9 protein-coding genes and 1 riboswitch are annotated in these 13011 nt (G+C 59.5%); of the genes, 5 read left to right on the top strand and 4 right to left on the bottom strand.

Annotated elements, in window-relative coordinates; genetic code table 11:
• Nucleotides 1-107: 107 nt before the first annotated feature.
• The 3 genes from ACXPVS_RS23040 to ACXPVS_RS23030 form a co-directional block, all read right to left on the bottom strand.
• Nucleotides 108-692, bottom strand: coding sequence for a TMEM165/GDT1 family protein (locus ACXPVS_RS23040; RefSeq protein WP_458511945.1), 585 nt, complete (start codon nucleotides 690-692; stop codon nucleotides 108-110).
• A gap of 88 nt (nucleotides 693-780) precedes the next feature.
• Nucleotides 781-905: riboswitch (yybP-ykoY riboswitch) on the bottom strand.
• A 50-nt stretch (nucleotides 906-955) separates the two neighbouring features.
• The gene (locus ACXPVS_RS23035) at nucleotides 956-1954 is read right to left on the bottom strand and encodes a methyltransferase (RefSeq protein WP_458511944.1); all 999 of its coding nucleotides are present in this window, start codon (nucleotides 1952-1954) and stop codon (nucleotides 956-958) included.
• Between the two features lie 34 nt (nucleotides 1955-1988).
• Nucleotides 1989-2954: a 2-hydroxyacid dehydrogenase gene (locus ACXPVS_RS23030; RefSeq protein ID WP_458511943.1), complete on the bottom strand. Its 966-nt coding sequence runs from the start codon at nucleotides 2952-2954 to the stop codon at nucleotides 1989-1991.
• Nucleotides 2955-3045: 91 nt separating this feature from the next.
• Here ACXPVS_RS23030 and ACXPVS_RS23025 point away from each other — a divergent pair, with 91 nt between their 5' ends.
• The 5 genes from ACXPVS_RS23025 (at nucleotide 3046) to ACXPVS_RS23005 (ending at nucleotide 12178) form a co-directional block, all read left to right on the top strand.
• Nucleotides 3046-3675 (top strand): LysE family translocator, encoded by a 630-nt coding sequence (locus tag ACXPVS_RS23025; protein WP_458511942.1) that lies wholly within the window; start codon nucleotides 3046-3048, stop codon nucleotides 3673-3675.
• A gap of 161 nt (nucleotides 3676-3836) precedes the next feature.
• Nucleotides 3837-5519 carry a fatty acid--CoA ligase gene (locus tag ACXPVS_RS23020; RefSeq protein WP_458511941.1) on the top strand — a complete coding sequence of 561 codons (1683 nt, stop codon included), beginning with the start codon at nucleotides 3837-3839 and terminating at the stop codon, nucleotides 5517-5519.
• Nucleotides 5520-5855: 336 nt separating this feature from the next.
• Nucleotides 5856-7793, top strand: a complete 1938-nt coding sequence (locus ACXPVS_RS23015; protein WP_458511940.1) for a DUF1302 domain-containing protein — start codon at nucleotides 5856-5858, stop codon at nucleotides 7791-7793.
• Between the two features lie 28 nt (nucleotides 7794-7821).
• The gene (locus ACXPVS_RS23010) at nucleotides 7822-9186 is read left to right on the top strand and encodes a DUF1329 domain-containing protein (protein ID WP_458511939.1); all 1365 of its coding nucleotides are present in this window, start codon (nucleotides 7822-7824) and stop codon (nucleotides 9184-9186) included.
• A gap of 253 nt (nucleotides 9187-9439) precedes the next feature.
• Nucleotides 9440-12178 carry a LuxR C-terminal-related transcriptional regulator gene (locus ACXPVS_RS23005; protein WP_458511938.1) on the top strand — a complete coding sequence of 913 codons (2739 nt, stop codon included), beginning with the start codon at nucleotides 9440-9442 and terminating at the stop codon, nucleotides 12176-12178.
• 40 nt (nucleotides 12179-12218) lie between these two features.
• Here ACXPVS_RS23005 and ACXPVS_RS23000 read toward each other — a convergent pair whose 3' ends face one another.
• The gene (locus ACXPVS_RS23000; RefSeq protein WP_458511937.1) at nucleotides 12219-13010 is read right to left on the bottom strand and encodes a PP2C family serine/threonine-protein phosphatase; all 792 of its coding nucleotides are present in this window, start codon (nucleotides 13008-13010) and stop codon (nucleotides 12219-12221) included.
• Nucleotide 13011 lies beyond the last annotated feature (1 nt).

The following is a 13011-nucleotide window of genomic DNA, read 5'->3' as shown; positions in this document are numbered from 1 at the left end:
GGCCTGAGCCCTGTGGGATACAGAACTCAGGCCGCTTAGGCATAGACATGTAAATCGTCCAGCTTTGTGGGGTCAGTTCAGAGCGTGGGAACGATCGGTGTCCGGGATCAAACCCAGCCGCTGCTCTGCATCGCTTTGTACACCGCGACAATGGCGAGGATGAAGAAGGCCGACGCCGCCAGGCGACGAATTAACGTCAACGGCAATTTATCCGCAGCAAAGTTACCCGCCAAAACCACCGGCACGTTGGCAATCAACATCCCGACGGTGGTGCCGATGATCACCAGCCACAGCTCTGGGTATTGCGCAGCGAGCATCACCGTGGCGACTTGAGTCTTGTCGCCCATTTCGGCAAGAAAAAATGCGATCAGCGTGGTCAGGAACGGTCCGAACTTGCGGGCGGTGCTGGCTTCGTCGTCATCCATTTTGTCCGGCACCAGGGTCCACAATGCCGTCGCGGTGAAGCTCGCGGCGAGGATCCAGTGCAGCATCGCATCCGAGAAGAAACTACCGACCCAGGCGCCTACTGCACCGGCTGCCGCATGGTTGGCCAGGGTGGCGGCAACGATGCCGGCGATGATCGGCCAGGGTTTGCGAAAGCGGGCGGCGAGAATAAGCGCGAGCAATTGCGTCTTGTCGCCGATTTCGGCCAAGGCAACGATTGCGGTGGGAACGAGAAGTGAATCCAGCATCAGGGTTTTCCTAAGGGGCGGGTCGACACGGCTATGACACGTACAGCCTTCCCGCCCCGGGTAAGGTGTTCGTGTCATAGGTCTTGTCAAACCCTGCGATCCGTCTGATGCGGACGCTTGGGTCGCATACGCCATGGTCTGTTGACCAAGTATGTTGACGTATGCCGGACGAGCATGGCGCTCGTGGGAGACTACTCCCCTAGGACGGAGCGGATTCTGCCTAGGCAAATCCGATTGGGCAAGCCTCTTTTTTAAAAGAGGTTTTAGCCGCGTTTGGCCCGATAGATTCTGAAACCCTGCCCTTCAGCCTTGATCGCACAAACGCCCAGATGCTCCTCGATCAGCGGCTGGTACTTGAGGAAGCTGTTTGCTACCAAACGCAGTTCGCCGCCGTTTTTCAGATGTTTGGCGGCTTTTCGCAGCAAATTCTCGGTAGCGAAGTAGTCGGTGTGAACCCCGACATGGAACGGTGGGTTGCTCAGAATTGCACTCAAGCCCATCGGTGCTGCGTCGATACCGTCACCGGTAATTACGTCAGCTTCCAGACCGTTGGCAGCCAATGTCAGGCGACTACTGGCCGCCGCAAACGCATCCACATCAAGCAAGGTGACCTGGTTGTGTGGGTAACGACGTTTCACCGCTGCTCCCAGCACACCGGCGCCGCAACCGAAGTCCAGCAAATGGCCGCTCGGCAATTTGTCCAGATGCTCCAGCAGCAGCGCGCTGCCGCGATCCAATCGGCCATGGCTGAACACGCCAGGCAGGCTGATGACTTTTAGCGGACCTTCGGCCAGAGGCAACTCATACGTCTGGGCCAGGCTTTCCAGCGACTTGGCTTGCGGCGCAGTGGCCACGGTAACTTGCCACAGCTGGCAATGCCGCGCACTGTCGAGCTTGCGCGGTTTGCCGAAGGGGTTCAGTTGCTTGGCCGCGCCTTCGATGCCGCTGCGTTTTTCACCCACCAGATACAGTTCACGACCGGCCAGTCTGGAGGCGAGGGCGTTGAGGATGTAGTCGGTCAGGTCCTTGGACTTGGGCAAGAACACCACTGCGGTGTCGAACCCGCGCTCCGGTACAGTCACACCAAAATGGCTGCGCTCGGCGAAGCGGGCATCCAGCGCGGCTTGATCGCCGGCATGCCAGCACCAGCCATGAGCGTCGGGCAGACGGCCCAGCAGGTCATCGGCGGGCAAACCGGTCAGCAGCACCGAACCCTGGAATAACTCGGCCTGACGAAGCAGTACTTCACTGCGCGGATCCATACTCTGCTCCTGTGAAAAAAAGTGCCGCAGTCTATCAACTGACGACCCGCAGTGCTTTACCGCTGAAGTAACCCTGTGCGTTTTCGGTCAACTGGCCCACGATTCGCTGACGTGCCTCGCGACTGCCCCAGGCGTTGTGCGGGGTGACAATCAACCGTGGAATGTCTTGGGCCAGCAGCGGATTGCCGGCGGTTGGTGGCTCAACGCTCAACACGTCGGTGGCCGCGCCACCCAGGTGACCGTTGCGTAAGGCATCGGCCAGCGCCTGTTCGTCGATCAGGCCGCCACGTGCGGTGTTGACCACGAACGCACCGGGTTTCATCGAGGCCAGCTCGCGGGCTCCGATGAAGTGTCGGGTGTGTTCGTTGAGCGGACAGTGCAGCGTCAGCGCGTCGATCTGTGGCAGCAGGGCTTCCAGTGGCAAACGATCCGGCCGGGCAGGGCGCCCGGGAATCTGACCGAGCAGCACACGCATGCCAAAGGCTTGCGCCAGTCGTGCGACCGCGCCGCCCAGTTCGCCGTGACCGAGCAGGCCGAGGGTTTTGCCTTGCAGTTCGACAATCGGGTAATCCAGCAGGCAGAACTGTTTCGCCTGCTGCCAGCGACCTTCGCCGACAGCCTGCTGATAATCGGCCAGGCGCGTTGCCAGATTGAGCAGCAACATGATCGTGTGCTGCGCCACCGACGGCGTGCCGTAACCCTGGCAGTTGCAAACGGTAATCCCGTGGGCGCGGGCGGCGGCGAGGTCGACGTTGTTGGTGCCGGTGGCGGTGATCAGGATCAGCTTCAGTTCGGGGCTGGCAGCGATGGCGGCGGCGTCGATCAGGATTTTGTTGCTGATGGCAACGGTGGCGCCCTTGAGGCGTTCAATCACCTGGTCCGGCGTGGTCTGGGCGAAAAGCTGTAAATCGCTGAAACACTCTTGCAACGGGCTGAGGTCGAGGTCGCCCAGGTCCAGGGACGGGTGGTCGAGGAAAACGGCGCGGTGAGTGTTCGTCATCAACTGTACCTTTTGTGCAATGAACTGAAGGCGTAATCTGCCGAGCCTACCAGATGAAACAAACAGTTACGCTTGGCCAAAAGGAACCCCCATGTACTGGACAGAGTTTTTGACTGTTGCCCTGATTCACTTGCTGGCCGTGGCCAGCCCCGGCCCGGACTTTGCCGTGGTGGTGCGTGAGAGCGTGACCCATGGTCGTCGCGCTGGCACCTGGACGGCGCTGGGTGTCGGCACGGCCATTTTCCTGCACGTCGGCTATTCGTTGCTCGGCATTGGCCTGATCGTGTCCCAGTCGATTGTGTTGTTTAATGCCCTGAAATGGGCGGCCGCCGCGTACTTGCTGTACATCGGCTTCAAGGCCCTGCGAGCACAGCCGGCCCAACCTGCGACTGACGAGTTGCACAAGGAAGCGGGCGAGCGCACTGCTCGTGGCGCTTTCACTTCGGGTTTGGTGACCAACGGTCTGAACCCGAAAGCGACGCTGTTCTTCCTTTCGCTGTTCACCGTGGTGATCAATCCGCACACGCCGCTGGCGGTACAGGCGGGCTACGGCATCTACCTCGCGGTGGCCACCGCGGTGTGGTTCTGTCTGGTGGCGATGCTGTTCAGCCAGCAGCGCGTGCGCGCAGGTTTTGCCCGGATGGGCCACTGGTTCGATCGGACGATGGGCGCGGTACTGATCGCCATCGGTGTGAAGCTCGCGTTTACCGAGATGCATTGATCGCGTTGCGAGTCATGGGTTAAGTAATACCCGCAAATGCTGGCGCAACGCCAGCATTTGCACGACTTTGCAAATCATTCCTTTGGCTGATTTGGTGGGCGTCCAAGCGCACTAAAGTGCTTACTTTCAGCCACGACCGTGCAGTCAGAAAAAGGACTCTTATGTTGCAGACTCGCGTTATCCCCCCTGCCGAAGGCGCTTACCAGTATCCGCTGCTGATTAAACGGCTGCTGATGTCCGGCGCTCGTTATGAGAAAACCCGCGAGATCATTTACCGCGACCAGTTGCGCTACAGCTATCCGACCCTGATCGAACGGGTCGCCAGGCTGGCCAACGTGCTGACGGCGGCCGGTGTCAAGGCCGGGGATACCGTGGCGGTGATGGACTGGGACAGCCATCGTTATCTGGAATGCATGTTCGCCATCCCGATGATTGGCGCGGTGATCCATACCATTAACGTGCGCCTGTCTCCGGAACAGATCCTCTACACCATGAACCACGCCGAGGACCGCTTTGTACTGGTCAACAGCGAGTTCGTCGGGTTGTACCAGGCCATTGCCGGGCACCTGACCACCGTGGAGAAAACCCTGCTGCTGACCGACCTTCCTTCGAGTCCTGCCGACTTGCCGAACCTGGTCGGCGAGTACGAGCAGTTGCTGGCGGCGGCAAGCACGCAGTACGACTTCCAGGACTTCGACGAAAACTCGGTCGCAACCACGTTCTACACCACCGGCACCACCGGTAATCCCAAAGGTGTGTACTTCACCCATCGGCAACTGGTGCTGCACACCATGGGGGTGTCGACCATCATGGGCGCCATCGACAGCGTGCGTTTGCTGGGCACCAACGACGTCTACATGCCGATCACCCCGATGTTCCATGTGCACGCCTGGGGCCTGCCGTATGTGGCGACCATGCTCGGGCTCAAACAGGTCTACCCCGGTCGTTATGACCCTGAGTACCTGGTGGAGCTGTGGCGTAAGGAAAAGGTCACCTTTTCCCATTGCGTGCCGACCATCCTGCAAATGGTCCTCAATTCCAACGCTGCGCAAGGCACGGATTTCGGTGGCTGGAAAATCGTCATCGGCGGCAGTGCACTCAACCGTGCGCTTTACGACGCGGCCAAGGCCAAGGGCATTCAACTGACCGCCGCTTACGGCATGTCGGAAACCGGGCCGTTGGTGTCGTGTGCACACCTTAACGACGAGCTGATGGCCGGCACCGAAGACGAACGCACCACGTACCGGATCAAGGCCGGTGTGCCGGGGCCATTAGTGGAGGCGGCGATCGTCGACACGGACGGCAACTTCCTGCCCGCCGACGGCGAGACCCAAGGCGAACTGGTGCTGCGTGCGCCGTGGCTCACGGAGGGCTATTTCAACGAACCGCAAAAGGGCGCAGAGCTCTGGGTCGGGGGCTGGCTGCACACCGGTGACGTAGCGACCCTGGACAGCATGGGTGTGATCGACATTCGCGACCGGATCAAAGACGTGATCAAGACCGGCGGCGAGTGGATCTCCTCCCTGGACCTTGAGGACTTGATCAGCCGCCACCCTGCGGTACGCGAAGTAGCAGTTGTAGGCATTGCCGATCCGCAGTGGGGCGAACGTCCCTTCGCACTGCTGGTGGTTCGCGAAGGCCTTGAGATCGGGGCCAAAGAACTGAAGGAACACCTCAAGCCATTCGTGGAACTGGGGCATTTAAGCAAGTGGGCCATCCCCAGCCAGATCGCCCTTGTTACTGAAATTCCCAAGACCAGTGTCGGCAAACTCGACAAGAAGCGTATCCGCGTCGACATCACCGAATGGCAAGCTAACAACAGCACCTTCCTCTCGACGCTTTAAGCGTCACTTGGCGTGCCCAAAAGGGCACGCCAGCCCCACCAAGCAAGCGCTTGGCTTGTCAAATCCGAAATTTCAGCCATCCTTGCCGTGCCGACGGGTGTCGGCTTGGCAAAGGACTGTTCCAGAGTGGCTGGCAGCTGCAAATCACACTTTAGAGGGATCAAGCAGTACTACCTGCTGGCTATAGTCCGCTCAAGGATTTTTAAGAACGGAGCAAACGCACAAACCGGGGCGATGCAACTTTGGAATGGCTTAGGGACACCTTGGCTCCCAGTCATCCACAGCGTTTTTAGAAGTGCTCACTGCCATAACAATAATGCACATGGAGTAGCGTCGATGACATCAGTAAACCAGTTCTGGCGCCGGGCAAAACTGCCCCTGGCGGTCAGTCTTGCCTCTACGCTCGCCGGGCCAGCATTCGGCGTCAGTTTCAACGTTGGTGAAATCGAAGGTCAGTTCGACTCGTCTCTCTCCCTGGGTATGAGTGTCTCGACCCAGTCGCCAAACAAGAACCTCATCGGTGTCAACAACGGAGGGCATGGCCTGTCCCAGACGTCCGATGACGGTCACTTGAACTTCAAGAGCGGGCAGGCCTTTTCGAAGATCTTCAAGGGTATCCACGACCTCGAACTGAAATACGGTGACACTGGTGTCTTCGTACGGGGTAAATACTGGTACGACTTCGCGCTACAAAACGAGGACCTGGAGTTCAAGAACGTCAGCAATGACAACCGCAAGGAAGGCGCCAAGTCCTCCGGCGGCCAGATCCTCGACGCCTTCGTTTACCACAACTATGCCATTGCCGATCAGCCGGGTTCCGTGCGTCTGGGCAAGCAGGTCGTGAGCTGGGGTGAAAGTACCTTCATCGGTGGTGGCATCAACTCGATCAACCCGATCGACGTGTCCGCGTTCCGTCGTCCCGGAGCCGAGATCAAGGAAGGCCTGATCCCGGTCAACATGTTCTACGTGTCCCAGAGCCTCACCGAGAACCTCTCGACCGAAGCCTTCTACCAGCTCGAATGGGACCAGACCGTTACCGACAACTGCGGCACTTTCTTCTCGCAACCGGACGTGATTTCGGATGGCTGCGACAACAACCTGGCCGTACTGCGCACCCGTAACGGGCTCAACAGTGCACTGACGGCTGCGGGGCTGCCGGCTTCGTTGCGTAACGCCAGCATCAACACCCTGGCTGCCAAGGGGGTGACCTGGGGTAACCCGGATGAAGGTGTCATCGTTCGTCGCGGTCCGGATCGCGATGCCCGTGACAGCGGACAATTTGGCGTGTCCTTCAAATACATGTTCGATCCGCTGGACACCGAGTTCGGTGCCTACTTCATGAACTACCACAGCCGTGCGCCGATTTTCAGCGGCAAAGGTGCTCCGGCGAGCGCTTACAGTGCGGCGGGCCTGGTGGGCTCGCTGGTGGGTGCGGGTGTTCCTCTCAGTGTCGCGCGTAACCTGGCACCGACCTTGTTGCCGTTGGCAGTGGCCGGTAACTCCAGCTACTACGTCGAGTACCCTGAAGATATTCGCCTGTATGGCTTGAGCTTCTCCACCACGTTACCGACAGGTACCGCGTGGAGTGGTGAAGTCAGCTACCGGCCGAATGCTCCGGTTCAGCTCAATACCACCGACATTCTCTTTTCCGGTCTGACACCACTGAACTCTAACGTTTCCGTGCTCCAGGGTACGCCAGGACAGGATCAAAAAGGCTATCGCCGCAAGGAAGTGACCCAGCTCCAGACGACCCTTACTCACTTCTTCGACCAAGTGATGGGCGCCCAGCGACTGACCCTGGTGGGTGAGGTCGGCTTTACTCACGTTGGCGGTCTGGAAAGCACTTCCAAAGCGCGTTATGGCCGTGACCCGAGCTACGGCCCTGGCCCATTGCCGAGTGGCCAGTGCGAGGCATTGAACACCTCTACCCTGGCAGGCGGGCCGCAGAACAACGTCAGTCGTTATTGCGAAAACGACGGCTTCACCACCGCAAACTCGTGGGGCTACCGTGGTCGTGCCATCTGGGAATACAACGACGCATTCGCCGGTGTGAACCTCAAGCCGAACGTGGCCTGGTCCCATGACGTGAGTGGTTACTCGCCTGGCCCTGGTGGCAGCTTCGAGGAAGGTCGCAAGGCGGTCAGCCTGGGCGTCGATGCCGAGTACCAGAACACCTACACCGCAAGCCTGGCGTACACCAACTTTTTCGACGGCAAGTACACCACCGTCGATGACCGCGATTTCGTTGCGCTCAGCGTCGGCGTGAACTTCTAAGCACTGTATTTTCAGGACGAACACACCTATGAAAATGACAAAGAGTCTGTTCCACGTCGGAGTTCTGGGGCTTTCGCTGCTGGCGACCGGCGTCATGGCGGCGGTCCCTGCGGCCGAAGCGGACAAACTGGGCAAGAGCCTGACCCCGATGGGCGCGGAGATGGCGGGTAACGCCGACGGATCGATCCCGGCCTGGAAGCCGATGGCGAAAAACGCCGGTACTGTCGACAGCAAAGGTTTCCTGTCCGACCCGTACGCCAGTGAAAAACCGCTGTTCACCATCACGGCGCAGAACGTCGACCAGTACAAGGACAAACTCGCACCGGGCCAGTACGCGATGTTCAAGCGCTACCCTGAATCCTTCAAAATGCCGGTCTACCCGTCCCATCGCGGCGCGACCGTGCCGGATGCCGTGTTTGCCTCCATCAAGAAAAACGCCACCACCACTAACCTGGTGTCTGGCGGCAACGGTCTGGAGAACTTCGAAACCGCAGTTCCATTCCCGATTCCCAAGACCGGTATCGAAGTCATCTGGAACCACATCACCCGCTATCGCGGTGGCAGCGTGACCCGTCTGGTGACCCAGGCCACGCCGCAGCCAAACGGCTCGTACAGCCTGGTGTACTTCCAGGACCAGTTCGTGTTCCGCGACAAGATGAAGGATTACGATCCGGCGAACCCGGGCAACATTCTCTTCTACTTCAAGCAGAAAGTGACCGCGCCGGCACGTCTGGCCGGTGGTGTGCTGCTGGTGCACGAAACCCTCGACCAGGTGAAAGAACCACGTTCGGCGTGGGTCTACAACGCCGGTCAGCGTCGTGTGCGTCGCGCGCCACAAGTGTCTTATGACGGGCCGGGAACCGCCGCCGATGGCCTGCGTACCTCCGACAACCTGGACATGTACAACGGTGCGCCGGATCGTTATGACTGGAAGCTCGAAGGCAAAAAAGAGATGTACATCGCCTCCGACAGCTACAAGCTCGACTCGCCGCAACTCAAGTACGACGACATCATCAAGGCCGGTCACATCAACCAGGACCTGACTCGTTACGAACTGCGCCGCGTCTGGCATGTGGTGGCTACCTTGAAGGAAGGTCAGCGTCACATCTACGCCAAGCGTGACTTCTACATCGACGAGGACACCTGGCAAGCGGCCGTGATCGATCACTACGACGGTCGTAATCAACTGTGGCGTGTGGCGGAAGCTCACTCCCAGAATTACTACAACGTTCAAGTGCCGTGGTACACCCTGGAAACCTTGTACGACCTGCAATCGGGCCGCTACCTGGCGCTGGGCATGAAGAACGAAGAGAAATCGGCGTATGACTTCGGCTTCACCGCCACCACCAGCGACTTCACACCGGCTGCTCTGCGCCAGGAGGGTATTCGCTAAGCTGCCCTGAACAGAGGCCGCATCCTCGAAAAACGCCCCGACTGGTTCGGGGCGTTTTTTTTAATTTCATAACGGTCGTTGTAGTCGCTGTCGAGCTTGAACGCTACTACAGGGTGAGTTCAGATCAGGCGGATACCTTAACGTGTATTCTTTTTGTAGCCATTTGTAGCAATGACCTTCAATCCCTCTTCGTTTACCGCTAGGCTGCGGACATCTGCAACGCCGCCAACCGCCATTCAAACAAGAGCCGGCCATGACTGATCTGTTCCCACACTCGGGCCCTGCCAGCGTTGCCGTCGTGGCACTGAACGGGCGTTTTTTTCGGCCTCCGTTGCCTGACGGGCATGTGCTGCGGCCTCGTCTGTGCGAGCGCCTGAGCGCGGGTCTCGGTGGCAGGTTGTTGCTGGTCAGCGCACCGGCGGGGTTTGGCAAGAGTTCGTTGGCGGTGGAGTTCTGTCAGGGCTTGCCGGCTCACTGGCAAAGTCTGTGGCTGGGGTTGAGTCCGCGAGACAGCGATCCCGGGCGTTTTCTTGAGCGGTTGCTCGAAGGCCTCCAGGACTTTTTTCCGCAACTGGGCAGCCAGTCCCTGGGTCTGCTGAAAATGCGGCAGCGGCACCAGCCGTTTGCCTTTGAAGAATGGCTGGACGGTTTGCTCGATGAGTTGGCCGTGCACCTGTCTTCGAGTACGCCTCTGCTGTTGGTGCTTGATGACTACCATCTGGCGCAGGGCCCGGTTCTTGATCGCTGCCTGCAATTTTTCCTCAATCATTTGCCTGACGGCTTACTGGTCATGGTCACCAGTCGGCAGCGGCCGGACTGGCATCTGGCGCGCCTGCGGCTGTCGCGGCAACTGCTCGAGTTGAATGAACAGGACTTGCGCCTGACTCACGACGAAGCCTTGACCCTGCTTGATCGGCACAGCAGTTCCTTGCGCGGCGAAGCGCTGGAGAGCCTCATCCAGCGCAGCGAAGGTTGGGTCGCGGGGCTGCGTTTCTGGCTATTGGCGGCGTCTGAAGCGGGCTCCCAGGATGCTTTGCCGCAGGCCTTGCATGGTGGGGAAGGCCTGATTCGCGATTATCTGCTCGAAGAAGTCATCGATTGTCTGCCCGCCGAGGTGCAGTCATTCCTTTACGACACAGCACCTCAGGAGCGCTTTTGCAGCGAGCTGTGCGACGCCGTTCGCGAAGCCCATGACAGTGCCGAGATCCTGCGTTTTCTGCTGGCCCACCAGGTGTTCCTGGTGCCACTGGATGAAAACGGTCACTGGTATCGCTACCATCACTTGTTTTCCGACCTGTTGCGCACCCGGCCTGCGGCTCAGGCGATGGTGCCGGCGGCCAGCCTGCACCTGCGCGCCTGTCGCTGGTTCAATGCCCAGGGGCTGATCGACGAGGCGGTGGAGCAGGCGTTGCGTGCCGGGCACCTGGACGTCGCGGCGAATCTGGTGCAGAACCTCTCCGAAGAACAACTGCTGGCCGAACAGAACGTCGGCATGTTGCTGCGCTGGAAAATGGACTTGCCTGACAGCCTGCTGATCAGCACACCACGGCTGATCGTGCTGTACAGCTGGGCGTTGGGGCTGGCCTGTCAGCTGGACGCCGCCGAGGAGCTGGCCAGTCATTTGAGCCGCTTCCTGCCGGCCCCGTCGGCGACTGCGCAGAAATCCATGTTGGCGCAATGGCTGGCCTTGAGCGGGATCATCGCTCGCGGACGCGGCAATCGTGAGCTGACGCTGCTCTATTGCACCGAGGCGCAGGAGAGCCTGCCCGCCAAACGCTACGGGCAGCGCCTGATGTGCCTCTCGACCCTGTCCAATCTGGCCATTGCCGACGGCGACTTGTGGCGTGCGCGCGGGTTGAACCGTGAATCTCTGGAGTTGGCGCAACGGGTCGGCAACCCGCTGTTCGAAGCGCTGGCCCATTACGACCGCGCTCGCGTGCTGCAAGCACGAGGGGAAATCCTGCGTTCGCTGGATGAAGTGCATCAGGGGCTGCAACGCCTGCAACGGCTATCCCCGCAACGGCTCTATGCCGTACGCGCCCGACTGATTTTGTACGAAGGCTTTTTGTTAGCCCTGCGCTTGCAGCCCCAAGCCGCGCGGGCACGCTTGCAAGCCGGTTTGAGTGAAGCACGCGCCTGTCGTGACATCAGCGTATTGATCGGTCACTGCGTGATCGCAAGGCTTGAGGGCAGCAGCGGCGAATTCGCCAAAGCCTTTGCCGAACTCGCCGAAGCCGAGCGCCTGATGCACATCTGGGACGTGCCACCGATCTACTACCTGGCGATGATCACCCTGGTCAAATGTGAACTTTGGCTGGCTCAGGGGCGTACCGATCTGGCCGAAGCCTGGCTCGCTCGCTTGGGCCAGACCTACAACGGCCAACACGCGGCAGCCCCTCCGGAGTTCCATCCGCAACTGCCGCTGCATATCGAGTTGCAGCAGGCTTTGCTGGAGGTCATTCAGGGGCAGCCGATACTGGCCGAAGGACGATTGAATGCGTTACTTGAGCATGGGCAGCAAACAGGCAGGCAACTGCTCAGCGTGTTGGCTCTGACTCAGAAAGTGACGTTATTGCTGGGATGCGGACGCGAACCCGAAGCCCGTAAGGCCCTGGGTCAAGCACTGGAAGCAGCGGTCGGTGGAGTGCTGCAACCGTTTGACAGGTTGTTGACCGAGCATCCGGACTGGCTGCGTGGGCAACTTCAACTCGCTGTGCCGACGCCCGTTTCACAGAGCCTTTCAGAACAACTTCCGACAGTGGCAGCCCGTCCCGCCGCGGAGTCATTCGCCTCGCCGGAACAACTCAGTACGCGGGAAATGGCTGTCCTGCGACTGATCGCCCAAGGCTGTTCGAATCAGGAGATCAGCGATCAGCTGTTTATTTCGCTGCACACGGTGAAAACTCACGCCAGCCATATCAACAGCAAGCTTGGGGTTGAACGGCGCACGCAGGCGGTGGCGCGGGCGAAGGAGTTGGGTGTGTTGCAGTAAATTCCCCCGACACCCGAAAATCCGCGTTAGAGGCTTTCACTCATGCCGTTTCGGTTGAGGCATCACCCGGCAAAATCGACAGTAAACCGATCGAGCAATCGTCGCCGGTTTTGAGGGCAATGGACTGTTGCAGGTTGTCGGCCAATACGACCTTCATTTTTTTGCGCGGTAGCGTCGCATTCCACTCCAGCAATCTCTGCACGGCTGAGGCGGGCAGACCAGTGGATTTGTGATAAAGGCTCTCTGCGCTGCCGTCGCTCATGATCGCGAAGCCGGTTTGCGCTTCGATTGGCCCACGGTAAAGCCTCAACTTTGACACCGCTTTCGGGTCGGTCAGGAACAGTGTGGTGTTGGCGAATTCACCATTTTCAGGCGCGGAAAGCGTCTGCAATTGACCCTCGACATCCATACTGGCAATGATTCCGTCACCCAAATGCCCGGCCAGATAACGGCCGCGTGAATAGGCAACAAACGACAAGGTGCAGGCTAGTTCGCTCATATCGCAGCCGAGCTTCGTTGATTTGCGCCGAAAAGCATCGAGGCAGCGATTGGTCAGGCGCTGGGCGGCTTTCGCGTTGTGCTTGTCCATGTGTTGCCAGAGGGTTTCGAAGTTCTTGCAGACAAAACCCAGGGTCGCAGTCACCGCGACCTGGGCGCCGACGTCGGATCGGGCCCTGGAACCGGCACCGTCGGCCAATGCGATGCACGTCACGTCGTTCGACTGCCTCGCCGCGACGTAATCCTGACAAGGCGTCTGAGTTTTGAGGTGCGAGCGTCCGACGACGAAGGCGCAGGACGTTTTACCGCTGAAGTTCATCGGGAGTTCAGGCATG

The sequence above is a fragment of the Pseudomonas sp. Ma2-10 genome, from assembly GCF_054330215.1.
The sequence above is the reverse complement of the archived record's forward strand: the minus strand, read 5'-3'. Positions and strand labels throughout refer to the sequence as shown.

Bases quoted from the DNA above. Each gene is read 5' to 3' on its own strand.
- ACXPVS_RS23040 (WP_458511945.1), bottom strand. From the start codon at position 692: ATGCTGGATTCACTTCTCGTTCCCACCGCAATCGTTGCCTTGGCCGAA.
- ACXPVS_RS23035 (WP_458511944.1), bottom strand. From the start codon at position 1,954: ATGGATCCGCGCAGTGAAGTACTGCTTCGTCAGGCCGAGTTATTCCAG.
- ACXPVS_RS23030 (WP_458511943.1), bottom strand. From the start codon at position 2,954: ATGACGAACACTCACCGCGCCGTTTTCCTCGACCACCCGTCCCTGGAC.
- ACXPVS_RS23025 (WP_458511942.1), top strand. From the start codon at position 3,046: ATGTACTGGACAGAGTTTTTGACTGTTGCCCTGATTCACTTGCTGGCC.
- ACXPVS_RS23020 (WP_458511941.1), top strand. From the start codon at position 3,837: ATGTTGCAGACTCGCGTTATCCCCCCTGCCGAAGGCGCTTACCAGTAT.
- ACXPVS_RS23015 (WP_458511940.1), top strand. From the start codon at position 5,856: ATGACATCAGTAAACCAGTTCTGGCGCCGGGCAAAACTGCCCCTGGCG.
- ACXPVS_RS23010 (WP_458511939.1), top strand. From the start codon at position 7,822: ATGAAAATGACAAAGAGTCTGTTCCACGTCGGAGTTCTGGGGCTTTCG.
- ACXPVS_RS23005 (WP_458511938.1), top strand. From the start codon at position 9,440: ATGACTGATCTGTTCCCACACTCGGGCCCTGCCAGCGTTGCCGTCGTG.
- ACXPVS_RS23000 (WP_458511937.1), bottom strand. From the start codon at position 13,010: ATGCCTGAACTCCCGATGAACTTCAGCGGTAAAACGTCCTGCGCCTTC.